Source organism: Micropruina sp., from assembly GCF_027492755.1.
In the GTDB taxonomy this organism is placed as follows: Bacteria; Actinomycetota; Actinomycetes; order Propionibacteriales; family Propionibacteriaceae; genus Micropruina.
Genome location: NZ_JAPUED010000118.1, coordinates 34,028 through 58,302, shown reverse-complemented (window position 1 = coordinate 58,302; position 24,275 = coordinate 34,028). Strand labels below are relative to the sequence as shown.

Sequence of the window (24,275 nt, the reverse complement as noted above, 5' to 3'; positions counted from 1 at the left end):
GGTCGGGCCGCAGCAGGTAGGCGGCCAGCTGGGTATCGCTGGCCAGCCCGTTCAGTTCCCAGCCGCGCGACCAGAGGGCCAGCAGCGGCCCCTTCGCGTCATGCAGCGCCTTGGCCGCAGTGTCGTCGGCCAGCCAGGCGGCGAGCGCGTTGTCGTCCTCGGGGGTCAGCTCGGTCACGTCCAGCCAGCAGGCGGCACCGTCGGCGGCCGCCAGCGCCAGCCCGGTGATGTCGCCGGCGCCGGCGCGCCAGCTTCCGGTGACGTCGAGCCCGGTGAGCTCACCACGGCCGTGTTCGGCCAGCCAGTCGGCCAGTGCGCCCGGCTCGAGCACGTCGCCGACCACCTCGAAGCCGCCGGAGGGCCCGGTCTGCTCGGCCGGCAGGGTCTCCATCAGCCGGTCGCGCAGCACCCGGAACTCCAGGCCGTCGAAGACGGTGTGCACCGCTTCCCGGTTCCAGTCGCGGCGTTCCAGTTCGGGGACGGTGACCGCCAACTCGAGGTCGCCGACCAGGGCGTTCAACTCGCGGTTGCGGATCACGTCGTCGAGGTGTGCGCGCAGCGACTCACCGGCCTTGCCGGGAATCTCGGCGGCGCGACGGACGATGTTCTCCAGCCCGTCGTAGGCGCCGATCCATTTGGCGGCTGTCTTCGGGCCGACCCCGGGCACGCCCGGCAGGTTGTCGGAGGTCTCCCCCACCAGCGCCGCCAGCTCGGGGTACTGCGCGGGCGGCACGAAGTAGCGCTCGAGCACCGCCTCGGGGGTCATCCGGGCCAGGTCGGAAACGCCCTTGCGCGGGTAGAGCACGGTCACGTCGTCGGTGACCAGCTGCAGCGTGTCGCGGTCGCCGGTGCAGATCAGTACCTTCAGGCCCTGCGCGGCTGCCTGCTGGGCGAGGGTGGCGATGATGTCGTCGGCCTCGAAGCCGTCCAGCTCGACGTGGGTGATGTTGAGCGCGTCGAGCACCTCTTTGATCAGCGCGACCTGACCGGTGAACTCGGCCGGCGACTTCGAGCGGTTCGCCTTGTACTCGCTGTACTGGTTGCTGCGGAAGGTCTGCCGGGAGACGTCGAAGGCCACCGCCAGATGGGTCGGCTGCTCGTCGCGCAGCACGTTGATCAGCATCGAGGTGAAGCCGTAGACCGCGTTGGTGTGCTGCCCGGTGGTGGTCGAGAAGTTCTCCACGGGCAGGGCGAAGAAGGCTCGGTAGGCCACTGAATGGCCGTCGATCAGCAGCAGCGTGCCCGGGGAGTCACTCACCCATGCGAGGGTAGCGGAGGCCGCCGACAAAAGCGGACGCCATCGGACGCCGGCGACGGCCCGACAGCGATGTGGAATCGTAGGCGCCATGAGTCTGCCGGAGTGGGCCCAGGGCGTCCGTAGCGCCCTGGACGACAAGATGGGCATCGAGCTGTTCGAGATCGGCCCGCAGCGCAGTCGCGGCCGGATGCCGGTCGAGGGCAACACCCAACCGTTCGGGCTCTGGCACGGGGGCGCGTCCTGCGTGCTGGCCGAGACCCTCGCCTCACTGTCGGCCTACGCCGAGGTAGCCCCCTCGGGTCGTGCGTACGGTGTCGACATCAACGCCACCCACCACCGGCCGGGCACCTCCGGCTGGGTGAACGGCGAAGCCACCGCGTTGCACATCGGCGGCCGGCTGGGCACCTGGGAGGTGGTGCTCACCGACGACGCCGGCGAGCGGATGTGTACCGCTCGGGTCACCTGCGCGCTGGTCCGGCCGAAGAAGCAGTGAACCCGGACGACGTGGTGGCCGCCCTTCGTGCGGCCGGCTGCGTCTTCGCCGAGGACGAGGCCGCCCTGCTGCTGGCCGCACCCGGTCCGCTGGGGCCGCTGCTGGCCCGCCGCGTCGCCGGCGAACCGCTGGAACAGGTGCTGGGCTGGGCCGGGTTCGACGGCCTCCGGGTGGCGATGGCGCCCGGCGTCTTCGTACCGCGGCGGCGCTCCGAGCTGCTGGTCCGACTGGCCGCGGACGGCGTCCGGGCCGGTGACCTGGCGGTCGATCTGTGCTGCGGCAGCGGCGCCCTCGGGATGGCGCTACGCGTCCGCGTCCCCGGCATCGAGCTGCATGCCGCCGAGCTCGACCCGGACGCCGTCCGCTGTGCCCGCGGGAACCTGCCCGGCGCCTCGGTCTGGCACGGCGATCTCTGGGACGCCCTGCCGGCCCGGTTGCGCGGCCGGGTCCGGGTGGCGCTGGCCAACGCGCCCTATGTGCCGTCCGAGGCGATCGCGCTGATGCCCACGGAGGCCCGCGATCACGAGCCCCGGTTCACCCTGGACGGCGGCGGCGACGGGCTGGACGTCCATCGCCGGATCGCCGCCACCGCCCGCGATTGGCTGGCTCCCGGTGGACGGCTGCTGATCGAGGTGTCGGACGCCCAGGCCGGCCCCGCCGTCAGCCTCTTCGAACGCGCCGGGCTGCTGCCCGCCGTCCACACCGATGACGGCCTGGACGCCACCGCGGTGGTCGGGACATTGCCAATCGGATAGCGGTAGGTGACCGCAAAGAACCGTCCCCGGCGACCAGAAGAACCGTCCCCGGCGACACCTGAACATGCGACTGCGCCGGCCCACCGACGATGCGGTGGAACCGGCGCAGTTCTCGATCTAGCCGGTCAGGCGCCCGGACCGTCGAATCTGGCGGCGATGAGTCGGCGGAGGACCCGCGGGTCACCGCCCTCCGCGCCTGATTCGTGGTCGACGGGACCGGCAACTGCGTACCAGATCGCGCTCTTGATGCCTTGATAGAAGCGCCCATCCCGAACGGGATCGTATGCCTCTGCGCTATTCACTTTTCCTCACTCCTCGCATTGGATACAGATCAGTATACTGATTCGCGTGCGAGTATGCGAATGATGTGCGAGCGTGCGAATGAATGGTTGGGCCTGGTGCGAGCGGCTCCGAATGTGGTCCGGCAAGCTCGGCCAACGACTCCGACGGCTCAGCGCTGGGGCTTCTTGCCGCCCTTGGAGTGGCCGATCACACCCTCGGCGACCTCGCGCATCGACTTGCGCAGGTCCATCGCGGTCTTCTGGATCCAGCGGAACGCCTCGGGCTCGGTCAGGCCCAGGCCCTCCATCAGCAGCCCCTTGGCCTGCTCGACGATCTTGCGCGATTCGAACCGCTCCTGCAGATCGTCGATCTCGTCCTCGAGCGCCTTCAGCTCGGCGTGCCGGGCCATCGCGACCTCGATCGCCGGCACCACGTCGGACGCGTCGAACGGCTTCACCACGTACGCCATCGCGCCGGCCTCACGGGCCCGCTCGACCAGCTCGCGCTGCGAGAACGCGGTCAACATGACCACGGGCGCGATCCGCTCCTCGGCGATCGCCGAGGCCGCGGAGATGCCGTCCATCTTCGGCATCTTGACGTCCATCACCACCAGGTCGGGCTCCAGCTCGCGAGCCATCGCCAGCGCCTGCTCGCCGTCGCCGGCCTCGCCGATCACTTCGTAGCCCTCGGCGGTCAGCAATTCCACGAGATCGAGCCGGATGAGGGCCTCGTCCTCGGCAACGAGTACTTTCGCGCGGCCCTTGGGGGGTGCGGCTTCGGACGTCATTGTCTGCCCTCTTCTGTCGTGGGGACGGGTGGCCGGTCGGGCACAGGGAGCACCTTACTCCGACGGGCACACTCGACGAGAATGTGGCATGATCGTAGGGCTCCAGCCGGGGTGGCGGAATGGCATACGCGGACGGCTCAAACCCGTCTGCCCGCAAGGGCATAGGGGTTCGACTCCCCTCCTCGGCACTTATTCGGTCACGAGCGCGGAACGGCGAGCGGTTGTATGCTGCCCGGTATACCCCCTTCGAAGGAGATCCGGTGGCCCGACGATCGACCCAGACGATCGCGGCTGACGCGGTCCACGAACATCTACGCAACGCGATCCTGAGCGCCGAGTACCGCCCGAACCACCGGCTCGTCGAGCAGGAACTCTCCGACCAGCTCCACGTCAGTCGCACCCCCGTCCGCGAGGCACTGCTGCGGCTGAAACAGGAGGGCCTGGTCGTCCAGCAGAAGGGCTGGGTGGTCCGCGACCACGCGCCGCACGAGATCGTCGAACTGCTCGAGGCACGGGTCGAGTTCGAGTCGTCCGCGGCCCGGTTGGCCGCGGCCCGGATCACGTCGGAGACCTTGACGAAACTGCTCGAGCTGATGGAACGGATGGAGCACACCGAATCGCGGGCCGAGGTGAACCAGATGAACGACGAGTTCCATCTGCTGATCACCCAGTCTTCACAGAACCACGTGCTCACCGATGCCGCGCGCGGCACGATGATCAACTACTGGAACTTCAACGCCCCGATCGTGTTCACCGAGGCGGACATCCGGCTGGTCAACGACGAGCACCGCGCTCTCCATGCCGCGCTTGCCGCCGGCGACGGCGGGGCCGCCGCCGCAGTGGCCCGCACCCACGTTCAGCGGACGGCCGACATCATCACCCGCGCGCTGCGGCTGGACGCCACGTGATCGAGCAGCCGTTGCCGCTCACCGCCGGGTACAGCCATCTGTTCCGCGGCATCCGCTTGAGCCTGCCGCACGGCCTCGCACCGCCCCTGCGGCCGTGCGAGGTCCGGCTGGCCTTCAGCGATGGCGTCGAGCTGGCGGCCGAGTTGCTGACCGCACGCGACGGCGAGCTGTTGCTTGCGACACCGGCCTACCGCACCGCCGCCGGCAGCGACGTCGGGGCCGGGCTGTGGCCGGTCCGGGAGGTCGCCGACAGCGCGGATTCCGGCCAGCTCACGTTGCGCCTCGGCCCTCGGGTGGCCTGACCGGTCGGCGGTCCACCGCCTGCCGGAAGGTGGATATTCCGAACAGTGCGACACCGGCCAGCACGATCCCGATGCCCAGCCAGGCCTGCCAGCCCGGCCGCTCCCCCAGCACCAGCACGCCCAGGGCGATCCCGACCAGTGGCTGCAGATAGGTGTTCAGGCTGGTGATCGTCGATCCCCAGGTGCTGATGAAGTAGAAGAACATCACGTAGCCGAAGGCCGATCCGAGCACCCCCAGCTCGAGCAGCGCCAGCCACGAGACCAACGCGGCGTCAGCGGGCAGCTGCCATTCTCCGGTGAACAGCAGCACCGGGAGCAGCCACACGGTGCCGAAGCCGATCTGCAGAAAGGCGACGAGCAGCGGGTGGACGCCGGACACGAAGCGCTTGGTGTAGACGTTCGCCGCCGCGTAGTTGGCCGAGGTGATCACGATGATCACCGACCAGAACAGGTTGCTGGAGCCGGCCGGGTTGACCAGGGTGAGCAGGGCCACGCCGCCGAAGGCGATGCTGACTGCCACCAGCCGCGTCACCCCGAACATCTCGGTGCGCAGCCCGAGGGTCGCGATCAGGAAGACGAAGATCGGCGTCGTGGACGACAGCACGATCGCCGTGGACGAATTCACCCAGACCTGAGCCCAGGTGAGCAGGGTGTAGGGCAGCGCGATGCTCATCAGGCCGAGCAGTGCGAAATGGCCCCACAGTGCCGCGGTGCGCGGCCAGCGCGGCCGGATCACCGCGACGACGACGCCCAGGATGACCGTCGCGATCAGCATTCGCACCAAGACGATCTGGAACGGCGTGAAGGCTTTCAGGGCCAGGGCGGTGAAGAAGAAGCTCGACCCCCACACGGTGGTCATCAGGGCGTACAGCGCAACGCGGCCCGGGGTCACCGGGCCGGTCGCGGCGTGGAGCGGACGATCCGCCCGCACCACGCCGGGCTGAGACGAAGTGGTCACAGTGGTGTCAGGACTCCATCGCGGTGAGGAACGAACGGGTGCGGTCGTGCTCCGGGTTGGTGAGGATCTTCTCCGCGGAGCCGGCCTCGACGATGCGTCCGTCCACCATGAAGATGATGTAGTCCGCGATGTCGTGCACCAGTGGGATGTCGTGCGTCGCCATCAGCATGGTCGCCCTGTTGGCGGCCATCCCCTTGATGACGTTGGCGACCTCGACCCTCAGTTCGGGGTCGAGTGCGCTGGTCGGCTCATCGAGCAGGATCATGGTGGGATCCATCGCCATCACGCGGGCGATCGCCACACGCTGTTGCTGGCCGCCCGAGAGCTGAGCCGGGAAACGGTCTTCGCGCCCTACCAGGCCGACCCTCTTGAGGGCGTCCATCGCGGACGCTCGAGCCTCGGCCTTGGATCGTCCGAGCACCTCGATCTGCCCGTACATGACGTTGGCGACAGCGGTCATGTGCCGGAACAGGTTGAAGTTCTGGAACACCATGCCGATCCGGGCCCGCTGTGCCGCGGCCTCCTTGTCGGGCAACGGCTCCAGGTAGTCGCCGACCTTGCGGTAGCCGATCAGTTCCTCGTCCACCTCGATCGTGCCGGAGTCGATCGGCTGCAGGTTGTTGACGCAGCGCAGGAAGGTGGACTTGCCGGCACCGGACGGCCCGATCAGAGCCACCACCTCGCCGGAATGGACCCTGACCGACACATCGTGCAGCACCTTGACGTCCCCGAACGACTTGTAGACGTGCAGGGCTTCCATTTTCAGTTTGGGTTCGGTCATCGCCCTACCTCGCTGGGAATCTGCGTTCGAGGAACTGCTGGAGGAACGTGATGAGCGCCGTCAGCACGAGGTACCAGAACGCCGCGACGAGCAGCAGTTCGAGGTACTTGAAGTTGGAGTAGTAGATCCGGCTCACGGTGAGCAGCAGCTCCATGTACCCGATGGTGTAGGCCAGGGAGGTGTTCTTGATCATCATGATGTACTGGTTGCCGGCCGACGGAAGGATGATCCGGAAGGCCTGCACAAGAACGATCTGGGTGGTGATCTTCCTGCGCGGCAGGCCCAGGGCGGCCGCGGCGTCGCGCTGGCCCTGGTCGACACCGAGGATGCCCGAACGGACGACCTCGGCCATGTAGCCGGTCTCTGCCAACGAGAGCGCGAACAGACCCGCGATGAACGGCGTGAAGAACACGCTCGCCGGTTGGTCGACCCACACCACGTCGGTGAACGGGATCCCGATCCGGACCTGGCCGATCATCCGAGGGATGGCGTAGAACCAGATCAGCAACTGGACCAGCATCGGTGTTCCCCGGAAGAAGAACACGTAGGCCGCGGCCACTCCCGAGAGCACCCGGTTGCTGGATATCCGCATCAGCGCGACCAGGGTGCCGAGCACCAGAGCGATCGCCGTCGACAACGTGGCCAGGCTGACGGTGCCCCACAGGCCGGCCCAGATCTGCGGGCCGAACAAGTACCGGGCCACCGTCGCGAAGTCGAAGACTCCCGAGACCACGAAGCTGACGATCACCCAGCCGACGATGACAATGACCACCGCCGCCTGGAGGAACTGGCCCCACGGGAACTTCGACCGCACCGGGAAGTAGACGGCCTTGGACGCCTCGGTCGCGGCCGTCATGGCAAGACCGCCCGCTTTACGACGAGTCGATCACGGCGTCGCATTGAGATCACCGTTCAACGCCGGCTTCTTCAACCCGCCACGGTCGATGCCCCACTTGGTGAGGATCTTGTCGTAGCTGCCGTCGGTCATCATCTCCTGCAGGGTGTTGTACACCGCGTTGCGGAGCGCGGTGTTCTCCTTGGTGAACGTGTAGTTGATCAGGTAGTCCACCAGGACGTAGTCACCGATGGTGACCAGGTTCTTCGGATCCTGCTTGACGATGTACTGGCTCTGCGCCACGTCGGGGGTGTAAGCCTCGATCCGCTTGGACAGCAGCCCCTGAACGCCGAGGTTGGTGTTGGTGTAGGGCTCGATCTGGATCGGGTTCCCCCCGCACTTCTCATTCTCCTTGGCGATCGCCGCCTGCAGCGTGGTGGAGCCCTCGAGCATGCCGATCTTCTTGCCACAGAAGTCCTGGGAGGTCTTGTACTTCCCCTCGTCCTCCTTGCGCAGAATGTAGGTGGCGCCCGACTGGAAGTAGCCGACCATGTCGACCTGAGCCAGCCGATCGGGGTTGGGGCTCATGCCGCCCGATCCCATGTCGAACTGGTTCGACTGCAGGCCGGTGATGATGGCCGAGTAGTCGACCTGCTGCCACTCGACCTTCAGGTTGAGCCGCTTGCCGATCTCATCGATGAAGTCGACGCTGAAGCCCTGGACGTTGTCCTTGCCCTCCTCGAAGAACTCGCCCGGGATGTACGACTGCTGGGAGCCGACCTTGAGGACACCGGGCGTGAGGGTATGGACCTCGGCCGTCGAGCCCGAGGGTGACGCGCTGCTGCTACTGCTGGGGCCGACGCATGCGGTCAGCATCAAAGAGGCCGACGCCACGGCAGCCGCCGCGGTCAGACCGGCACGAAGGGTACGCAACATGGTGGTCTCTTTCCTTGAGGCGAATAAGCGGATTGTTCTTTCGTGGTAGGGGTGGGTCGGGCCGGTCACCGGGTGTCCGCCGAGCGACCGGGCGCCACGGCAGGTGCCGGACGGTCGAAATCGGGGCATTCGGCGGCGGCGTCGAAGATGGCCTGGACCTCGCTGCGGTAGTCGAGCGGGAACTCCTGCTCGACCAGGCCGTTGGGCACGCGCTCCCAGTAGAACCGCGGCGGCCGCATCGGCTGCCCGGGCTGCGAGAGCACGTAGGTGAACGCGTCATAGGTCTCACCGTCGTCGCCGCGGACGGTCAGGAAGATGATGTCGAAGTCGTCGAAATCATCTTTGACGCGATCGTCATTGACCTCGAAGACAATTCCCCTCGCGGTCTTGCCGAGGGTGCCGACGTCGGCCAGGTGGCACCAGCCCCGGTCGGTGCGGTCGCCCGCCGCCCGGAACTGGATCTGATGGTTGGGCGCGGTCGCCTTGGTGACCGTCACCGCCTCCGGCAGGTACTTACGCAGCTCGGAGTCGAGCAGGTACGTGCAGTAGCCGAAGTAGTACATACGGGTCTCCTCCCGACGACGCACCGTGCGTCGTCTGTATGGTGAACCGTACACGAGTTGGTATACATTGCCTAGAGCGTGCAGCGGCTCGAGGCATCCGCGCTCCCGCACCACACCCCGGACCCGGACCGCGTGCGTCCGGCAGAAAGGACCCGAAATGAGCGACCTATTCACCCAGCTGCACCACGTGTGCATCGTCGTCCATGACCTCGACCGCGCCGTTTCCGCTTATCAGCGGCTCGGCGTGGGTCCCTGGTTCGACTACCCCAAAGGCGGAGCCTACGTCGAGTACGACGTCCCCGACCCGGCCGGTTCGGCGGCCATGCGGTACAAGTGTTACGACTTCGAGAACTTCCAGCTGCAGCTCTGTCAGCCCGGCCCCGAGGACACTCCGCAGCGTCGTTTCCTGGACGCCCACGGCGAGGGCGTCTACCACCTCGGCTTCGAGGTTCCCGACCTGGCTGAGGCCGTCGCGACCGGTGGACGGCTCGGCCTGGACGTCATCGCGAAGGGCCAGCGCGCCGACGGCTCCGGCTTCGCCTACTTCGATACCCGTGCCGAGACCGGGGTGACGCTCGAGGTGCGGCGCACCAGCGCCGGCACGACGTCCGAGTCCGACCGGTACTGACCGGGCACAGCGCTCCGAACCGAAAGGAACAGCCATGGACGCCGCCACCACTCCCCCGCTTCCGATCAACGAGACCCCGCTCGACTACGCACCGGGTTCGCCCGAACGGGCCGAACTCCTGGCCCAGATCGACCGGCTGCAAGCCGAGCAGCACCCGATGGACGCCGTCATCGGCGGCCGGCACCGGCCGGGCGGAGGTGAGCAGATCACCGTCAGCCAGCCGCACGACCACCAGCACGTGCTGGGGGTGCTGGGCGCCGCCACCACCGCCGACGCCGCCGATGCCATCGCCGCCGCCCAGGCGGCCGCACCCGGCTGGCGCGAGCTCTCCTTCGACGACCGCGCCGCGGTGTTCCTGCGGGCCGCCGACCTGCTGGCCGGCCCGTGGCGGCAACGGCTCAACGCCGCCACCCTGCTCGGGCAAGGGAAAACCGCCTATCAGGCCGAGATCGACAGCGCCTGTGAGCTGATCGACTTCTGGCGGTTCAACGTGCACTACGCCGCGCAGATCCTGGGCGAACAGCCGATCGCCAACAGCCCCGGGGTGTGGAACCGCCTGGATCACCGCCCGCTGGAGGGTTTCGTCTACGCGATCACCCCGTTCAACTTCACCGCGATCGCCGGCAATCTGCCCACCGCGCCCGCGCTGATGGGCAACACGGTGCTGTGGAAGCCGTCGCCCACCCAGCAGTTGGCGGCGAGCCTGACCATGGAATTGCTGGAGGAGGCCGGGCTGCCCGCCGGTGTGATCAACATGCTGCCCGGCGACGGGCTGGCGGTCTCCGAGGTCGCGCTCGCCGATCCCGGTCTGGCCGGAATCCACTTCACCGGGTCGACCGCCACCTTCCACCGGCTGTGGGGCGAGGTCGGCGGCAACATCGGCCGCTACCGCAGCTATCCGCGGCTGGTCGGGGAGACCGGTGGCAAGGACTTCGTGATCGCCCACCCGTCCGCCGACGACGACGTGCTGCGCACCGCCCTGATCCGTGGCGCCTTCGACTACGCCGGTCAGAAGTGCTCGGCAGCGTCGCGGGCCTACTTGCCGCGGAGCGTCTGGAACCGGATGGGCGGCGAACTGATCGACGCGACCGAGGCACTGCCCATGGGCGACCCCCGAGACTTCGGCAACTACCTCGGTGCCGTCATCGACGACCGTGCGTTCGCCAAGCAGCGGGCCGCCATCGAGCGCGCTCAGGCGCAGCCGGGCCTCACCGTCGCCGCCGGCGGCCGGCTCGACGATTCGGTGGGATGGTTCGTCCGGCCGACGATCGTGCTCGGCGACGACCCGACCGACGAGGTCTTCCGTACCGAGTACTTCGGACCGATCCTGGCCGTGCACGTCTTCGACGACGCCGATTTCGACGCCGTCCTGGGCCAGGCGGAGGCGGCCTCGCCGTACGCCCTCACCGGTTCGGTGATCGGCCGGGACCGGACGGCCCTGGCCTCCGCCACCCGGTTGCTGCGGTTCGCGGCGGGCAACCTGTACCTCAACGACAAGCCCACCGGTGCCGTGGTCGGGCAGCAGCCCTTCGGCGGCGCCCGCGCATCCGGCACCAACGACAAGGCCGGGGCCCCACAGAATCTGCTCCGCTGGACGAGCCCCCGGGTGATCAAGGAGACCTTCGTTCCCCCGGTCGACCACCGCTACCCGCATATGGACTGACCGGGCTCGGACGTCGGCCCACCCGGTTCCGGCCGCGGGGAACCCCCGGGTCGCCGGCCGGACACGGCTCGGTCGGCCGGTGGACGGACGACCGAGGAACGGCCACCCGACGCGAACCTGGCGTTCTCCGCGGCCGCTACTGCGTAGGCTCCCCTTCGAGGCGGCGATCCGCGCCGCTCAGCGAAGGGAGAGTCATCGTCATGCGCGCCTTCACTTTCGCCGGGCCGTCCGCCCCGGCCAGGCTGACCGAGATCGCCACCCCCGAGCCGGGTCCCGGTGAGGTGCGGATCCGGGTCGGCGCGAACACGGTCTGCGGCACCGACCTGCGGATCCTGCGCGGCGAGAAGACCAAGGGCGTCGATCTGGGCGTGGTGCTGGGTCACGAGGTCTCCGGCCATGTGGACGCCGTCGGCGACGGCGTCCGGAACTTCGAGATCGGCGACCTGGTGGCGATGCCGCCGTCGCTGATCTGCGGGCTGTGCGGTCCCTGCCGGCGCGGCTACGAGCACCTGTGCGAGCGGGTGCACCTGGTCGGCTACGACGTCAACGGCGGGCTGGCCGACTACATGCTGATGCCGCGGGTCGCCGTCGCCAAGGGTCTGCTGATGAAGGCACCCGCAACCCTCGAGCCGGCGCAGCTCTCGTTGGCCGAACCGCTCTCCTGCTGCCTCAACGGGCTGGACAACTACCGGGTCGAGGTCGGTGACACGGTGGTGATCCTGGGGGCCGGCCCGATCGGCATGATCCATCTGCAGCTGGCCCGGCTCGCCGGTGCCGCGAAGGTGATCATCTCCGAGCCGCATGCCGGACGGCGCGGCCGCGCCGCCGCGTCGGGCGCCGATGTGATCGTCGACCCGGCCACCCAGGATCTGCTGGAGGTCGTCCGGGACGAGACCGGAGGCGCGGGTGCCGACGTCGCGGTGCTCTGCATCGGGCTGCCCGAACTCGTCAACGAATGCCTCAGCATGGTGCGCAAGCGCGGCCGGGTGAGCATCTTCGCGGGCCTGGCCGGCGAGGGCTGGTCGAACATCGCCGCGAATCTGATCCACTACCGCGAACTGACCGTGGTGGGCGCCTCGAACTCGGGCCGGGAGAGCTTCGCCCGAGCCATCCGGCTGCTCTCCAGCGGTGCGATCGACACCGGTTCGCTGCTCACCCACACCTTCGGGTTGTCCCGGGCGGCCGAAGCGATCGAGTTCGTGGCCACCCGCGAGGGGCTCAAGGTGGCGGTGGTTCCCGACTGACCCATCGGCGCCAAGCCCGCCGAATCACCGCCAACCCCACAGAACCTGTGGGTTACCACACGTAATTTGTCCCTTTCCGCGGTCGGACCCTCCCGGCAACGCGCCGCATCGAATACCGTTCAGGGTGGGGAGGCAGCAACGTCGCGTCCTCCCAGGAGAGCAATGTTGCTCGCAGAAAGGAGCCACCATGGCGAAGGACAAGAGGTTGGTCATCGGGATCGACTTCGGCACCGGCAGCTCGAAGGGCGTCCTCGCCCGGCTGAACGGCAAGGTGATCGCCACCTCGGAGAAGCCGCACCGCACCTCGATGCCGAAGCCCGGCCATGTCGAGCACGACGCCGACGAGGTCTGGTGGGCCGACTTCCTGGCCATCACCGCCGACCTGCTGCACAAGGCGACCGGTCCCGTCGTCGGCATCACCACCTCGGGCATCGGCCCGTGCAGCGTTTTCACCGACGGCGACGGCAAGCCGCTCCGTCCGGCGATCCTGTACGGCGTGGACACCCGCGCCTCGAAGGAGGTCGCCGAGCTGACCGACAAGCTGGGCACCGAGGCGCTGATCGAGCGCTGCGGCAACGTGCTGACCTCGCAGTCGCAGGGTCCGAAGTTCCTGTGGACGGTGCGCAACGAGCCGTGGGTGTGGGAGAAGACCAAGTACTTCTTCATGGCCCAGTCGTATGTGGCGTTCAAGCTGACCGGTGCGTACGTGCTCGACCACCTGTCGGCGTCCATGTTCGACCCGATGTACTCGCCGAAGACCCAGGACTGGATCCCGGAGTGGTGCGAGATGGTGGCCCCGGGCCTGCAACTGCCCGAACTGAAGTACTCCAACGAGATCGCCGGCTACATCACCGCCCAGGGCGCAGCCCTCACCGGCCTGCCCGAAGGCATCCCGGTCGGCGTGGGCACCACCGACGCCTTCAGCGAGGCGCTCAGCGTCGGGGTGAAGGATCCGGGCGACGTGATGCTGATGTACGGCTCGACGATCGTCGCCAACCTGGTCGCCAGCCAGTTCATGGCGCACCCGAACCTGTGGGCGATCACCGGCCTGTACCGCGACACCTTCGCGCTGGCGGGCGGCCTGTCGGCGTCCGGTGCGTTGACCACCTGGCTGAAGGACATCAGCGGCGGCACCGAGTACGCCGTGCTGTCCGAGGAGGCCAGCGACGTCGCACCCGGCTCGAACGGCCTGCTGGCACTGCCCTACTTCGCCGGCGAGCGGACGCCGATCAGCGATCCGCGGGCCCGCGGCGTGATCGCCGGCCTGACCCTGAGCACCACCCGCGGTGAGCTGTACCGGGCGCTGCTCGAGGCCACCGCCTACGGCACCCGGCATCTGCTGGAGGCCATCAAGGAGGCCGGCGGCGAGGGCAAGCGGTTCGTCGCGGTCGGCGGCGGCACCAAGGGCGGCCTGTGGACCCAGATCATGTCGGACGTCTGCGGCATCGAGCAGGTGCTGCCGAAGCTCGCCATCGGCGCCAGCTACGGCGACGCCCTGATCTCGGCCCAGAACGTCGGCGAGGCGGACGAGTCGACCAGCTGGATGAAGGTCTCGGCCCACGTCCAGCCCGATCCGGAGAACAAGGGTCTCTACGACGACTTCTTCGGCAAGTACCTCGAGCTCTACCCGGCCACCAAGGACGTCGCGCACTTCCTGGCCGACCACCAGCTCGCCGACTAGCCCTTGCAGTCAAACGACGGACGCGACCACCTCGGTGGTCGCGTCCGTTGGTCGTTGATCGAGCTTGCCGAGATCGGTCACCAGGGTTTCGACAAGCTCAACCAGCGGTGGCCCGTTGATCGAGCTTGCAGATGGTGAGTTCGGGGCTACTCGTGCAGTTCGTAGATGCGCACCGAGTTGGTCTGGCCGCCGCTGCCGGAGGGGTTGCCTGCGACGATGACGATCAGGTCGCCGGGCTTGACCCAGCGGGTCTCCATCAGTGCGGCTTGCACCGACTGGACCATCGATTCGGTGGAGACGAACTCGGGCGTGACATAGGACTGGACCCCCCAGCACAGGGTCAACTCGAGGGCCGTCCGGGGCTTCGGGGTGAAGGCCATGATCGGGATCTCGCAGCGCAGCCGGGCGAGTCGGTGCGGGGTGTCGCCCGAGACGGTGAAGGCGGCCAGGTACTTCGCACCGACCCGTTCGGCGATGTCGACCGCGGCCTTGGAGATGACGCCGGCGTGGGTGTGCGGATCCCAGTCGATGTGCCGGATGTTGATCAGGCCCTGCTCTTCGGTGTAGTTGATGATCCGGCTCATCACCTCGACGGCCTCGATCGGGTACTCGCCCATCGCGGTCTCGCCGGACAGCATCACCGCGTCGGCGCCGTCCAGGATGGCGTTGGCGACGTCGGAGGTCTCGGCCCGGGTCGGCTGTGGCGCCCCGATCATCGACTCCAGCATCTGGGTGGCGACGATCACCGGCTTGGCCCATTTGCGGGCCTCTTCGATGATCCGTTTCTGCACCGACGGCACCTGCTCGGGCGGCAGTTCGACGCCCAGGTCGCCGCGGGCCACCATCACCGCGTCGAAGGTGTCGATGATGTCGTGCAGGTTGTCGATCGCCTGCGGCTTCTCGATCTTGGCGATCACCGGGACGTGCCGGTCCTCGGCGTCCATGATCTCGCGCACCCGGTCGTAGTCGGAGGCACTGCGCACGAAGGACAGCGCCACCATGTCGACGCCGTGCCGCAGCGCCCAGCGCAGATCCTGCTCGTCCTTCTCGCTCAGCGCCGGCACCGAGACGGCCACGCCGGGCAGGTTGATGCCCTTGTTGTTCGACACCCGGCCGCCGACGACCACCTCGGTGACCACGTCGGTGTCGGTCACCTCGACCGCACGCAGATGGATCCGGCCGTCGTCGACGAGTACCTGGTCGCCGGGCTGGACGTCCATCGTGAGGGTCTTCAGCGTGGTGCCGCAGCGTTCGGCGGTGCCGAGCACCTCGTCGGTGGTGATCACGAACCGCTGCCCCGCCTCGAGGATCGCGAAGTCGTTCTCGAACCGGGTCAGCCGGATCTTCGGGCCCTGCAGGTCGGCGAACACACCCACCGGACGACCCACCTCGTGCGAGGCGTCCCGGACCAGCTTCAACCGCCGCATGTGCTCCAGGTGGTCGCCGTGAGACATGTTCAGGCGGGCTACGTTGATGCCGGCCTCCATCAGGCCGATCACCTTTTCCAGACTGTCCGTCGAGGGACCCAGTGTTGCCACGATCTTCGCTCTGCGCACGTTGTGCACCCTAGCGGACTGTCGTTAACAGCGGGATGACGGAATCGGGCAATCGGGCGTCACAGCTCGCGGAGCTGCTGCAACGCCGCGGCCAGGTCATCGGGGTAGGGCGAACTGAACCGCACCTGCTCACCGCTGCCGGGGTGTTCGAAGCCGAGTTCGACGGCGTGCAGCCATTGCCGCTCCAGCCCCAGCCGGCGGGCCAGCACCGGGTCGCTGCCGTAGAGCGGGTCGCCGACGCAGGGATGCCCGATCGCCTGGCAGTGCACCCGGATCTGATGGGTGCGGCCGGTCTCCAGGTGCACCTCGAGCAGGGTGGCGCCGCGGAACACCTCGAGGGTGTCGTAGTGGGTGACGCTGTGCCGTCCGCCGTCGATGATCGCCATCTTCCAGTCGTGCCCGGGGTGCCGTCCGATCGGTGCGTCGATGGTGCCCACGTGCGGGTCGGGAAAGCCCTGCACCAGCGCGTGATAGACCTTGTCGACCGTGCGGTCGCGGAAGGCTCGTTTGAGCAGCGTGTAGGCGCGTTCGCTCTTGGCCACCACCATCAGCCCCGAGGTGCCGACGTCCAGCCGCTGCACGACGCCCTGTCGTTCGGCCGCCCCCGAGGTGGAGATCCGGAACCCGGCCGCGGCCAGATGCTCGGTCACCGACGGGCCGTCCCAGCCCAGCGACGGATGCGCGGCCACCCCGGCCGGCTTGTCGATCACCACGATGTCGGCATCGTCGTGCACGATCCGGACGCCGGCCACCTCGCGCGGCACGACCGGCACGGACGCCACCGGCTCGGGAAGCGTCACCTCGAGCATCTCGCCGCCGTTGACCCGGGTCGACTTGGTGACGCCGCGGCCGTCGAGTTGGACGTGGCCGTCGGCGATCAGGTCGTCGATCCGGCTGCGGGAGAGTCCGGTCATCCGGGCGGCGGCGCTGTCGATGCGTTGGCCGGCCAGGCCGTCCGGCACCAGATGGATGCTCACGGCCGGGCTTTCGCCGAGGTCGACCCGCCCCGCTCGGCCTTCTCGCCGGACAGCGTCACGCTGGTGATCAGGGTGAGCCAGATCACCGTGACCGCGGCGAAGGTGATCCAGATGTCTGCCACGTTGAAGACCGCGAACCAGGGCACCTGGAGGAAGTCGACGACATGGCCGTGGAACGCCCCGGGTTCACGGAACAGGCGGTCGAAGAGGTTGCCTGCGACGCCGGCCAGCAGTAGCCCGGTGGCCACCGCCCAACCCGGATGCCTCACCCGGGGGACCATCCAGAACAGCAGGAAGAGCAGGGCGGCGATGGCCAGGCAGGTGAGCACCACGGTGAAGCTCTCCCCCATGCTGAACGCCGCGCCGGGGTTGCGGATCAGCCGCAGGTACAGCTGTCCGGGAATGACCTGCACCGGCGCCGTCGGGTCGAGGTTGGCCAGCACCCATTCTTTCGTCGCCCAATCGAGGGCGAAGCCGCACAGTCCGAGCAGCACCGCCCACAGGCCGTAGCGGCGGGTCTTGCCGGCTATCGCCGTTCCTCCCGCTTCTTGCAGTCCATGCACAGGGTGGCCCGGGGGAAGACCTGCAGCCGGTCCTTGCCGATCGGTCGTCCGCAGGATTCGCAGCTGCCGTAGTCACCGGTGTCGAACAGCCGCAGCGCGAGCTGGGCCTGATCGAGCATCTCGCGGGCGTTCTGCGCCAGCGACATCTCCTGGTCACGTTCGAAGTTCGTCGAGCCGACATCGGCCGCGTCGCGTCCGGCGCCCTCACTGCCGTCGGAGAAAAGATCCTCCAAGCCGGCCTGGGCGACCGCGATCGCCCGCTCCAGGCGGGCCACCTCGCCGGTCAGCTCCTCACGGATCTCGGTCAGTTCTTCCTGAGTCCACGGCTCTTCGCCCTCGGCGACGGGAATGGACGCCGGACCGTTGACAACGGGATCCGTCCTACGAGCCGGTGACATGGCGAAGAACTCCTTGGGTCGTGTTCCGAGCGGAGAGAGTATCACCCGGCTCGAAGCAACCGAAGGCCACGACTGCCGATGATCTGCCGCGACGCAACCGGCCGAGGAGTGCGCCGCCGGGCACGGCCGCGGACGTGGGACGAAAAGAACCGTCCCCACAGTCACCGGGGACGGTTCCTTCGGTCACCGGGGACGGTTCTTCTGGTCACCCGGATGGCGAGCGGGGGGTCAGCCCTGTTCGTTGAGCAGAGCGTCCAGCCGCGGCGTCGCCGATGCCTCGGCGGCGGCCGGGTCGAGCAGCTCGGGCTCGTCCTCGGGCCGGGCCTTGCCGGACAGCGAGTCCAGGTGCGCCTGCAGCTGGGTCGCCAGGCTCTGCCGGAACCGCTCCTCGAACGAACGCAGGTGGTCGACCTTGCCGCGCAGCTCGTCACGCTCGCTCTCCAGCACCGAGAACAGCTCGGTGCGACGCTCGGCGAGTTCGGCGTTCAGGGCCTCGGCCTTCGCCTTGGTCTCGGACGCCAGCGCTTCGGCGGCCGCGCTGGCCTGCTGCTGGATCTCCTCGGCGCGGGCGCGGGCGCCGGTCAGCGCCTCGTGCGCCTTCGCGGACGCGTCCTCCACCGTCGAGGTGGCCTTGCTGGACGCCTCGGAGCTGATCCGCTCGGCATCGGCTTCGGCGTCGCCGACCAGCCGCTCGGCCTGCTCGGTCGCCATCTGCAACAGCTTGGTGACCGCGGGCGCGGCATCCGCGGCAGCGGTGACCTCGATGTGCTCGATCTTCGAGGTGCGCTCGACCTGCGCCTCCCGGGCGGTGGCCAGATCGGCGCGGACGCCGTCCAGCTCGGACTGCAGCCCGCTGAGGCGCTCATCGCGACCGGCCAGCTCGCCCTTGACCTGGTCGAGTTCGGCCTGCAGCCTGCCGACCAGCTCACCCTGGTCGCCGTCGGCCAGCGAGCCCTTCGCGGTCTGCAGCTCGGCCCGGACGGTCTCCAGCTCGCTGCCGCGTCCGTCGAGTTCGCCGCGCAGTCGCTCGACCTCGGCGTTGGCGTCGGCGAGCTGCTGGCGCAGCTCATCGGCCTCGGCGCCACCGTCGGCGGCCGGCGGCACAGCACCGCCGTCGCCTGCGGTCAGCGCCTCGACCTGCTTCTTCAGGGTCTCGTTCTCTTCGCCGAGTTGCGCCAGCGTCACCTCGACCTTGTCGACGAAGTTGTCCACGTCCACAGGCTCATAGCCGTTGCGGCGAGCCAGGTGGAAACGAGTCTGACGGACCTGCTCCAAGGTCAAGGTCATGCTTCACCTCACGAAGGAAGGATGGGAAAGAGCCTCGGTCAGGTTATCGGTGCGGACACCCGAACACAAAGGTTCCCGGGCAGCTCCGGACGACGCTCAGACCATGAACAGCAGGACCAGTCGCTGCACGAACGAGAGCCCGAGGAAGAGCACCAGGAAGCCCAGATCCCAACTGGTCGAGCCGATCCGCACCGGCGGAATGATCTTGCGCATCAGCCGCAGCGGCGGGTCGGTGAGGGTGTAGACGAACTCGGCGAAGACCAGCATGAAGCCGCGCGGCTGCCAGTCCCGGACGAAGAGGGGGACGAACGAGAGCACGGCCCGTGCCATCAGAATCGCCAGATAAGCCCACAGCACATACCAGAGGATCAATCCGACCAGTTGCACGGGCACTTCCTTCGGTGATGAGCCTGGCTAGCTCTGGTTGTAGAAACCCCCGGCAAGCCGCTCCTTGTCCTCGGCGGTCACGTTGATGTTGGGCGGCGAGAGCAGGAACACCTTGCTGGTGATGCGATCAATACTGCCATGCAGTCCGAAGATCAGGCCCGCGGCGAAATCGACCAGCCGCTTGGCGTCCTCGCCTTCCATCTCGCCGAGGTTCATGATCACCGGGACGCCGTCGCGGAAGTTCTCACCGATGGTGCGCGCCTCGTTGTAGGTGCGCGGGGTGACGGTGATGATCCGGCTCAGGTCGGCCGGGCGCTGCACCGGCGCCGTCGGCCGGCGGGACTCCAGTTCGGTGACGGTCGCCGCGGCGGGCACCGGCGCGGCCGGAACCGCCTGTTGGTGAGCGACGGGCGCCGCCGCCTGCGGGCGTTCGCCCTCGCGCGGCACCTCCTGGGTCACGTCGTCGACGCCGTACTCGGATTGTGCGTAGTTGTTGTCCGAGACCAGCCCGAGCCAGACGGCCGCCTTCTTCAGTGTGTCAGCCATTTCCCATCCCTCGTCCGCGCGTACAAGCTGCAACCTAACCATGGTGACAGGCGGTCCAGCGGCAATCTTCATCCGACACGCGCGGCTACGAAGGTGTGCCGCCGGTCAGCCAGATGATCCCCGCCTGCCGTCCGGACGCGGCGGCATCGCGCCGGTAGGAGTGCAGGGTCGGGGTCTGCAGGGTGCAACGGCCGACCTCGTGCACTCGCACCCCCAGGCCGGTCAGCACCCCGAGGGCGCCCGCCCCCAGGTCGAGGCCGGGAGTGCCGCGGTCGGTGGTGCCGCGGCTGCCCGGCACCCGCTGCTCCACCTCGGTGGCCATCGCCTCGGGCACCTCGTAGCAGCGGCCGCAGATGTGCGGCCCGATCCACGCGGTGATCGCTTCCGCCCCCGCGTCGCGCATCGCGGCCACCGTGGTCTGCAGCACGCCGTCGGCCAGGCCGACCCGGCCGGCGTGGGCGGCCGCGATGACGCCGCCGGCGGCGTCCGCGAACAGCACCGGCACACAGTCGGCGACCCGGACGGCCAGGCCGATACCGGGACGGGTGGTGAGCAGGGCGTCGGCGCTGCGGGTGGCCAGCACGGCCAGATCGGTATCGGCCCCGACGACGGCGACGTCGGTGCCGTGCACCTGGCTCACCACGGCCAGCGGCACGCCCAGGTCGGCCTCCAGCACCGCCAGGCCGGGGGCCCGTCCGGTGGCGCCGTGCGCGCCGCCCAGGCTGAGCACACCGCCGTCGGTCGCGACCGCGTCGGAAAAGGCGACCCCGACGCCGTCGGCGCCGGGGTCACGGTAGAAGTCGTACATCGCTGAGGTTCCGCAGGTAGGGGCTGTCGAGTTGGGCGTCGTTCCAGTGCGTGCATGAGTGCCGCCGACGAGGGAGTCGTGGCGGAGCCACGACGACTGAGGAGAAGGTGCTCAGGTGCGTGCTGGGGCGGCGGCCAATCGACATACGCCCTACCTGTGGGACCTCCTACTTCAGGAAGTCGGGCACGTCCAGGTCGTCGTCGGCCGGCGGCTGCATCGGACGCGGCGCGTAGCTGGGGCGCTCGACCGGGGGCTGCTGCTGCGGGCGGGCGAACGGCTCGGCGGGCTGGGCCGGCGCCGTGGGCTGCACCTGCGGGGCCGGACGGGTGAACGTCGGCTCCGGACGGCTCACCGGCGCCGCGCCGGGACGCCCCTGGCGCAGGTCGGGTGACCGGGTGATGCCCGGCTGGCGTCGCGGCGGCTGCCCGCCGTCGAAGCCGGCCGCGATCACGGTGACCCGCACCTCGTCGCCGAGCGCGTCGTCGATCACGGTGCCGAAGATGATGTTGGCGTCCTCGTGGGCCGCCTCCTCGATCAGGTTGGCCGCCGCCGAGACCTCGAACAGGCCCAGGTCGGAGCCGCCCGCGATCGACAGCAGGACGCCGTGCGCACCGTCGATGCTGGCCTCGAGCAGCGGCGAGCTGACCGCCATCTCGGCGGCCGCCCGGGCGCGGTCCTCACCGCGGGCCGAGCCGATGCCCATCAGCGCCGAGCCGGCGTTGCTCATCACGGCCTTGACGTCGGCGAAGTCGAGGTTGATCAGGCCCGGGGTGGTGATCAGGTCGGTGATGCCCGAGACGCCCTGCATCAGCACCTGGTCGGCCTGCTTGAAGGCGTCCAGGATCGCCACCTGGTGGTCGGTCATCTCCAACAGCTTGTCGTTGGGGATGACGATCAGGGTGTCGACCTCCTCGCGGAGGTTGCTGATGCCGTTGTCGGCCTGGGTGGCGCGGCGCTTGCCCTCGAACGAGAACGGCCGGGTGACCACACCGATGGTCAGCGCGCCGAGCGAGCGGGCGATCCGGGCCACCACAGGCGCGCCGCCGGTGCCGGTGCCACCGCCCTCGCCCGCGGTGACGAAGACCATGTCGGCGCCCTTCAGCACCTCTTCGATCTCGTCGGCGTGATCCTCGGCGGCCTGCCGGCCCTTATCGGGATCGGCGCCGGCGCCGAGTCCGCGGGTCAGGTCGCGGCCGATGTCGAGCTTCACGTCGGCGTCGCTCATCAGCAACGCCTGCGCGTCGGTATTGACGGCGATGAACTCGACGCCACGCAGGCCCGATTCGATCATCCGGTTGACGGCGTTGACACCACCGCCACCGACGCCGACGACCTTGATGACCGCCAAGTAGTTCTGGGATGCACTGCCCACGAAGATTCCCACCTCAATAGCGCTGTATGCGTTGCCGAAAAAGTCTCAAGTTGCGGTGCAGACCGCACGGGGAAGGCAACTCGGTGACGTCGAGAGCAAGGCTACGCAGCCGCCAACACCCCCGTCCAACGCGAGGTGGCTCATCGGCGAGTCCCTCAAGTACTACTTCAGGGTTGTCTCGACCTCATCGAGTGACCGGGTTGGACGGCGCAGAGACGTCATACACCCGGTGCTGATGGGCCATCAGCACGCTCAGCACCTGCGCCTTCAGTTCGGATTGTTCCGCGCTGCCCCAGATCACCGTGACCCCGCCGGACAGGCCCAGGGTGATGCTGTCGGGAGTCTCGGCCGACAGCGTCCGGATCCTGCCGCGCACCTCGGACGGCAGGCTGCGCAGCACCGTGCCCAGGTCGCGGATCAGCCGGGCATCGCCCGAGGGCACCCGGGCGGCCAGCACCCCACGCGGCGGCTGCGCCGCCGAATCGAAGATGATGCCCTGATCGTCGGCGATCCAGTAGCCGCCGGGGGTCTCGATGGCGAAGGCCGGCGTCCGCTCGGTGAGGGTGATCCGGATCGTGTTCGGCCATTGCCTGGCCACCGACACCCGGGCGACGGCCGGCAGCCCGGCGACCCGGGTCGCGACGGCGTCCAGGTCGACCCGGGCCAGCGGCTGCCCGGCCGGCACGTCGGCGACCCGCTCCACCTCGGCCGCAGCGACCAGCTTGGCGCCCTGCACCTCGACGTCCTTGACGCCGAGCACGGACGAGCCGAACACCAGCCAGGCCAGGGTGCCGAGCACGACGACCACCGCTGCCGCGATCGCGATCAGCAGCACCCGGCGACGGCGTCCGCGGCGACGGCGCAGATCGAGCCGCTCGGTCGCGTCACTGACCCCGGTCACCGTCATCGGGCGGCCCCCACGGCCGCGGGACCGACCGCGGTGACGTCGCCGGCGCCCACGGTGAGCGCCAGGTCGCCGGGCCGCAGCAGGCCGGCCAGCACCTCCGGAGCACGCTGTTTGTCGGCCACGTAGGTCACCGCCGCGGCGCCGGCAGCGCGGGCGGCCTGCGCCACCAGCTCACCGGTGACACCGGGGATCGGGTCCTCCCGGGCCGGATAGACATCGAGCACCACCACTTCGTCGGCCGCCGCCAGGGCGGCGCCGAAGTCGGCCGCGAAGTCGCGGGTGCGGGTGAACAGGTGGGGCTGGAAACAGACCACCAGACGGCCCTCGCCGGCCAGTGGCCGGGCCGCGGCGAGCAGGGCCCGCACCTCGGTCGGGTGATGGGCGTAGTCGTCGTAGACCCGGGCACCGCGCACCTCGCCGACGTAGCTGAACCGGCGGTGAGTGCCGCGGAACGCACCGACGGCCTCGCGCAACACGGCTCCGTCCAGCCCGAGCGCACGGCCGATCGCGTAGGCGGCGGCCGCGTTGGCCAGGTTGTACCGGCCCGGGACGGCCAGTCGCAGCGGCCCGGCGTCGCCCTGCGCGGTGAGCGTCGCGGACGCGGTCGGGGTGTCGGTGACCAGGTCGCTCAGCCGGACGTCGGCCTCGGCAGATTCGCCGAAGGTGAGCACCCGGCGTCCGCCGCCCTCGATGCGCGGCCGCAGTGCCCGGGTGCCCGGGTCGTCGGCGGACAGCACCACGGTCCGGACGCCGGGGCGGGTCGCCAGCGCCACGAAGCCGTCGAAGTAGCGCTCGGGCGTGCCCCAGTTGTCCAGGTGGTCGGCCTCGATGTTGGTGATCGCCACCACCTCGGCCGGGTACTGCAGGAAGGAGCCGTCCGATTCGTCGGCCTCGACCACGAACGCCTCTCCCGCGCCCAGCCGCGAGCTGCTGCCGGTGCTGGCCAGCGGCGACCCGATCACGTACGACGGGTCGGCGCCGAGCGCGGTCAGCATCTCGGCGGTCATGCCGGTGGTGGTGGTCTTGCCGTGGGTGCCGGTGATCGCGACGCCACGTCGGCCCAGCATCAGCGCGCCCAGCGCCGCGCTGCGGTGCCAGACCCGGAGCCCGCGGCGGCGGGCCTCCGCGAGTTCGACGTTCGACTCCCGCACGGCCGAGGACACCACCACCGTGCGCGCGTCGCCCAGATTGGCCGGATCATGCCCGACGTGGACGGCGATGCCGGCCTGTTCCAGCCCGCGCAGGGTGGCCGAGTCGGCCTGGTCGCTGCCGGAGACTGCGACGCCGAGAGCCGCGTATGCGGCGGCGATCCCGCTCATCCCGGCGCCGCCGATCGCGATGAAGTGGACGCCACCCAGCTCGTCGGTGGGCAGCAGCTCCACGGGTTCGACCAGCGCCAT

The 24,275-nt window shown here is 69.1% G+C and carries 26 protein-coding genes and 1 tRNA gene; 9 read left to right on the top strand and 18 right to left on the bottom strand.

Features of this window, described 5'->3' with window-relative positions; translation table 11 throughout:
* The coding region (locus tag Q0066_RS08490) for a 5'-3' exonuclease H3TH domain-containing protein (RefSeq protein WP_298131974.1) at positions 1-1,258 on the bottom strand (1,258 nt) is incomplete at its 3' end.
* Positions 1,259-1,346: 88 nt separating this feature from the next.
* Between Q0066_RS08490 and Q0066_RS08485 the strand changes: the two genes are divergently transcribed.
* Complete coding sequence (locus tag Q0066_RS08485; RefSeq protein WP_298131973.1) at positions 1,347-1,751, top strand: PaaI family thioesterase; 405 nt, start codon at positions 1,347-1,349, stop codon at positions 1,749-1,751.
* Positions 1,748-2,506 carry a putative protein N(5)-glutamine methyltransferase gene (locus Q0066_RS08480; RefSeq protein WP_298131970.1) on the top strand — a complete coding sequence of 253 codons (759 nt, stop codon included), beginning with the start codon at positions 1,748-1,750 and terminating at the stop codon, positions 2,504-2,506. The genes Q0066_RS08485 and Q0066_RS08480 overlap by 4 nt, the downstream gene beginning before the upstream one ends.
* 451 nt (positions 2,507-2,957) lie before the next feature.
* Here Q0066_RS08480 and Q0066_RS08475 read toward each other — a convergent pair whose 3' ends face one another.
* Positions 2,958-3,575, bottom strand: a complete 618-nt coding sequence (locus Q0066_RS08475; protein WP_298131968.1) for a response regulator — start codon at positions 3,573-3,575, stop codon at positions 2,958-2,960.
* Positions 3,576-3,680: 105 nt separating this feature from the next.
* On the opposite strand from Q0066_RS08475, the gene Q0066_RS08470 reads away from it, so the two are divergent.
* From Q0066_RS08470 to Q0066_RS08460, 3 genes are all read left to right on the top strand, one after another.
* Positions 3,681-3,763 (top strand) — tRNA-Leu (locus Q0066_RS08470).
* A gap of 72 nt (positions 3,764-3,835) precedes the next feature.
* Positions 3,836-4,483 (top strand): GntR family transcriptional regulator, encoded by a 648-nt coding sequence (locus tag Q0066_RS08465; protein WP_298131967.1) that lies wholly within the window; start codon positions 3,836-3,838, stop codon positions 4,481-4,483.
* Positions 4,480-4,785, top strand: coding sequence for a hypothetical protein (locus Q0066_RS08460; protein WP_298131965.1), 306 nt, complete (start codon positions 4,480-4,482; stop codon positions 4,783-4,785). The genes Q0066_RS08465 and Q0066_RS08460 overlap by 4 nt, the downstream gene beginning before the upstream one ends.
* Here the strand turns inward: Q0066_RS08460 and Q0066_RS08455 are convergent.
* The 5 genes from Q0066_RS08455 to Q0066_RS08435 form a co-directional block, all read right to left on the bottom strand.
* Positions 4,754-5,743, bottom strand: coding sequence for a DMT family transporter (locus tag Q0066_RS08455; protein ID WP_298131963.1), 990 nt, complete (start codon positions 5,741-5,743; stop codon positions 4,754-4,756). The genes Q0066_RS08460 and Q0066_RS08455 overlap by 32 nt on opposite strands.
* 7 nt (positions 5,744-5,750) lie before the next feature.
* The gene (locus Q0066_RS08450) at positions 5,751-6,524 is read right to left on the bottom strand and encodes an amino acid ABC transporter ATP-binding protein (protein WP_298131961.1); all 774 of its coding nucleotides are present in this window, start codon (positions 6,522-6,524) and stop codon (positions 5,751-5,753) included.
* A gap of 4 nt (positions 6,525-6,528) precedes the next feature.
* Entirely contained in the window at positions 6,529-7,380 is an 852-nt protein-coding gene (locus Q0066_RS08445; RefSeq protein ID WP_298131960.1) for an amino acid ABC transporter permease, read from the bottom strand.
* 30 nt (positions 7,381-7,410) lie between these two features.
* On the bottom strand, positions 7,411-8,295 hold the full coding sequence (locus Q0066_RS08440) for an ABC transporter substrate-binding protein (RefSeq protein ID WP_298131958.1): 885 nt from the start codon (positions 8,293-8,295) through the stop codon (positions 7,411-7,413).
* A gap of 65 nt (positions 8,296-8,360) precedes the next feature.
* Positions 8,361-8,858 (bottom strand): hypothetical protein, encoded by a 498-nt coding sequence (locus Q0066_RS08435; protein WP_298131957.1) that lies wholly within the window; start codon positions 8,856-8,858, stop codon positions 8,361-8,363.
* Positions 8,859-9,015: 157 nt separating this feature from the next.
* Between Q0066_RS08435 and Q0066_RS08430 the strand changes: the two genes are divergently transcribed.
* The 4 genes from Q0066_RS08430 (at position 9,016) to Q0066_RS08415 (ending at position 14,074) form a co-directional block, all read left to right on the top strand.
* A complete protein-coding gene (locus Q0066_RS08430; RefSeq protein WP_298131955.1) occupies positions 9,016-9,486 on the top strand; it encodes a VOC family protein in 471 nt (156 codons plus the stop codon).
* A 34-nt stretch (positions 9,487-9,520) separates the two neighbouring features.
* The gene (gene pruA / locus Q0066_RS08425) at positions 9,521-11,149 is read left to right on the top strand and encodes an L-glutamate gamma-semialdehyde dehydrogenase (protein ID WP_298131953.1); all 1,629 of its coding nucleotides are present in this window, start codon (positions 9,521-9,523) and stop codon (positions 11,147-11,149) included.
* Between the two features lie 200 nt (positions 11,150-11,349).
* A complete protein-coding gene (locus Q0066_RS08420; RefSeq protein ID WP_298131952.1) occupies positions 11,350-12,393 on the top strand; it encodes an alcohol dehydrogenase catalytic domain-containing protein in 1,044 nt (347 codons plus the stop codon).
* A 187-nt stretch (positions 12,394-12,580) separates the two neighbouring features.
* The gene (locus Q0066_RS08415) at positions 12,581-14,074 is read left to right on the top strand and encodes an FGGY-family carbohydrate kinase (protein WP_298131950.1); all 1,494 of its coding nucleotides are present in this window, start codon (positions 12,581-12,583) and stop codon (positions 14,072-14,074) included.
* 146 nt (positions 14,075-14,220) lie between these two features.
* On the opposite strand, the gene pyk is transcribed toward Q0066_RS08415, so the two are convergent.
* The 11 genes from pyk to murC all read right to left on the bottom strand — a co-directional run bounded on the left by pyk (position 14,221) and on the right by murC (position 24,275).
* On the bottom strand, positions 14,221-15,630 hold the full coding sequence (gene pyk / locus Q0066_RS08410) for a pyruvate kinase (protein WP_298131949.1): 1,410 nt from the start codon (positions 15,628-15,630) through the stop codon (positions 14,221-14,223).
* A gap of 59 nt (positions 15,631-15,689) precedes the next feature.
* Positions 15,690-16,607 carry an RluA family pseudouridine synthase gene (locus Q0066_RS08405; RefSeq protein WP_298131947.1) on the bottom strand — a complete coding sequence of 306 codons (918 nt, stop codon included), beginning with the start codon at positions 16,605-16,607 and terminating at the stop codon, positions 15,690-15,692.
* Entirely contained in the window at positions 16,604-17,170 is a 567-nt protein-coding gene (lspA, locus tag Q0066_RS08400; RefSeq protein ID WP_298131946.1) for a signal peptidase II, read from the bottom strand. The genes Q0066_RS08405 and lspA overlap by 4 nt, the downstream gene beginning before the upstream one ends.
* Positions 17,134-17,568 carry a TraR/DksA C4-type zinc finger protein gene (locus tag Q0066_RS08395; RefSeq protein WP_298131945.1) on the bottom strand — a complete coding sequence of 145 codons (435 nt, stop codon included), beginning with the start codon at positions 17,566-17,568 and terminating at the stop codon, positions 17,134-17,136. The genes lspA and Q0066_RS08395 overlap by 37 nt, the downstream gene beginning before the upstream one ends.
* Positions 17,569-17,796: 228 nt before the next feature.
* Complete coding sequence (locus Q0066_RS08390; protein WP_298131943.1) at positions 17,797-18,855, bottom strand: DivIVA domain-containing protein; 1,059 nt, start codon at positions 18,853-18,855, stop codon at positions 17,797-17,799.
* A 96-nt stretch (positions 18,856-18,951) separates the two neighbouring features.
* On the bottom strand, positions 18,952-19,242 hold the full coding sequence (locus Q0066_RS08385) for a YggT family protein (protein ID WP_298131942.1): 291 nt from the start codon (positions 19,240-19,242) through the stop codon (positions 18,952-18,954).
* Between the two features lie 27 nt (positions 19,243-19,269).
* Positions 19,270-19,788: a cell division protein SepF gene (sepF, locus tag Q0066_RS08380; RefSeq protein ID WP_298131941.1), complete on the bottom strand. Its 519-nt coding sequence runs from the start codon at positions 19,786-19,788 to the stop codon at positions 19,270-19,272.
* Positions 19,789-19,873: 85 nt separating this feature from the next.
* Positions 19,874-20,596, bottom strand: a complete 723-nt coding sequence (locus Q0066_RS08375) for a polyphenol oxidase family protein (protein WP_298131939.1) — start codon at positions 20,594-20,596, stop codon at positions 19,874-19,876.
* Between the two features lie 166 nt (positions 20,597-20,762).
* Positions 20,763-21,968 carry a cell division protein FtsZ gene (gene ftsZ / locus Q0066_RS08370; protein ID WP_298131937.1) on the bottom strand — a complete coding sequence of 402 codons (1,206 nt, stop codon included), beginning with the start codon at positions 21,966-21,968 and terminating at the stop codon, positions 20,763-20,765.
* Between the two features lie 184 nt (positions 21,969-22,152).
* The gene (locus Q0066_RS08365) at positions 22,153-22,875 is read right to left on the bottom strand and encodes an FtsQ-type POTRA domain-containing protein (protein ID WP_298131935.1); all 723 of its coding nucleotides are present in this window, start codon (positions 22,873-22,875) and stop codon (positions 22,153-22,155) included.
* Positions 22,872-24,275, bottom strand: a complete 1,404-nt coding sequence (murC, locus tag Q0066_RS08360; RefSeq protein WP_298131933.1) for a UDP-N-acetylmuramate--L-alanine ligase — start codon at positions 24,273-24,275, stop codon at positions 22,872-22,874. Before murC ends, Q0066_RS08365 begins: the two co-directional genes overlap by 4 nt.

Bases quoted from the DNA above. Each gene is read 5' to 3' on its own strand.
- Q0066_RS08485 (WP_298131973.1), top strand. From the start codon at position 1,347: ATGAGTCTGCCGGAGTGGGCCCAGGGCGTCCGTAGCGCCCTGGACGAC.
- Q0066_RS08475 (WP_298131968.1), bottom strand. From the start codon at position 3,575: ATGACGTCCGAAGCCGCACCCCCCAAGGGCCGCGCGAAAGTACTCGTT.
- Q0066_RS08450 (WP_298131961.1), bottom strand. From the start codon at position 6,524: ATGACCGAACCCAAACTGAAAATGGAAGCCCTGCACGTCTACAAGTCG.
- Q0066_RS08445 (WP_298131960.1), bottom strand. From the start codon at position 7,380: ATGACGGCCGCGACCGAGGCGTCCAAGGCCGTCTACTTCCCGGTGCGG.
- Q0066_RS08440 (WP_298131958.1), bottom strand. From the start codon at position 8,295: ATGTTGCGTACCCTTCGTGCCGGTCTGACCGCGGCGGCTGCCGTGGCG.
- Q0066_RS08435 (WP_298131957.1), bottom strand. From the start codon at position 8,858: ATGTACTACTTCGGCTACTGCACGTACCTGCTCGACTCCGAGCTGCGT.
- Q0066_RS08430 (WP_298131955.1), top strand. From the start codon at position 9,016: ATGAGCGACCTATTCACCCAGCTGCACCACGTGTGCATCGTCGTCCAT.
- pruA (WP_298131953.1), top strand. From the start codon at position 9,521: ATGGACGCCGCCACCACTCCCCCGCTTCCGATCAACGAGACCCCGCTC.
- Q0066_RS08420 (WP_298131952.1), top strand. From the start codon at position 11,350: ATGCGCGCCTTCACTTTCGCCGGGCCGTCCGCCCCGGCCAGGCTGACC.
- Q0066_RS08415 (WP_298131950.1), top strand. From the start codon at position 12,581: ATGGCGAAGGACAAGAGGTTGGTCATCGGGATCGACTTCGGCACCGGC.
- Q0066_RS08395 (WP_298131945.1), bottom strand. From the start codon at position 17,568: ATGTCACCGGCTCGTAGGACGGATCCCGTTGTCAACGGTCCGGCGTCC.
- Q0066_RS08390 (WP_298131943.1), bottom strand. From the start codon at position 18,855: ATGACCTTGACCTTGGAGCAGGTCCGTCAGACTCGTTTCCACCTGGCT.
- sepF (WP_298131941.1), bottom strand. From the start codon at position 19,788: ATGGCTGACACACTGAAGAAGGCGGCCGTCTGGCTCGGGCTGGTCTCG.
- Q0066_RS08375 (WP_298131939.1), bottom strand. From the start codon at position 20,596: ATGTACGACTTCTACCGTGACCCCGGCGCCGACGGCGTCGGGGTCGCC.
- Q0066_RS08365 (WP_298131935.1), bottom strand. From the start codon at position 22,875: ATGACGGTGACCGGGGTCAGTGACGCGACCGAGCGGCTCGATCTGCGC.
- murC (WP_298131933.1), bottom strand. From the start codon at position 24,275: ATGGCGCTGGTCGAACCCGTGGAGCTGCTGCCCACCGACGAGCTGGGT.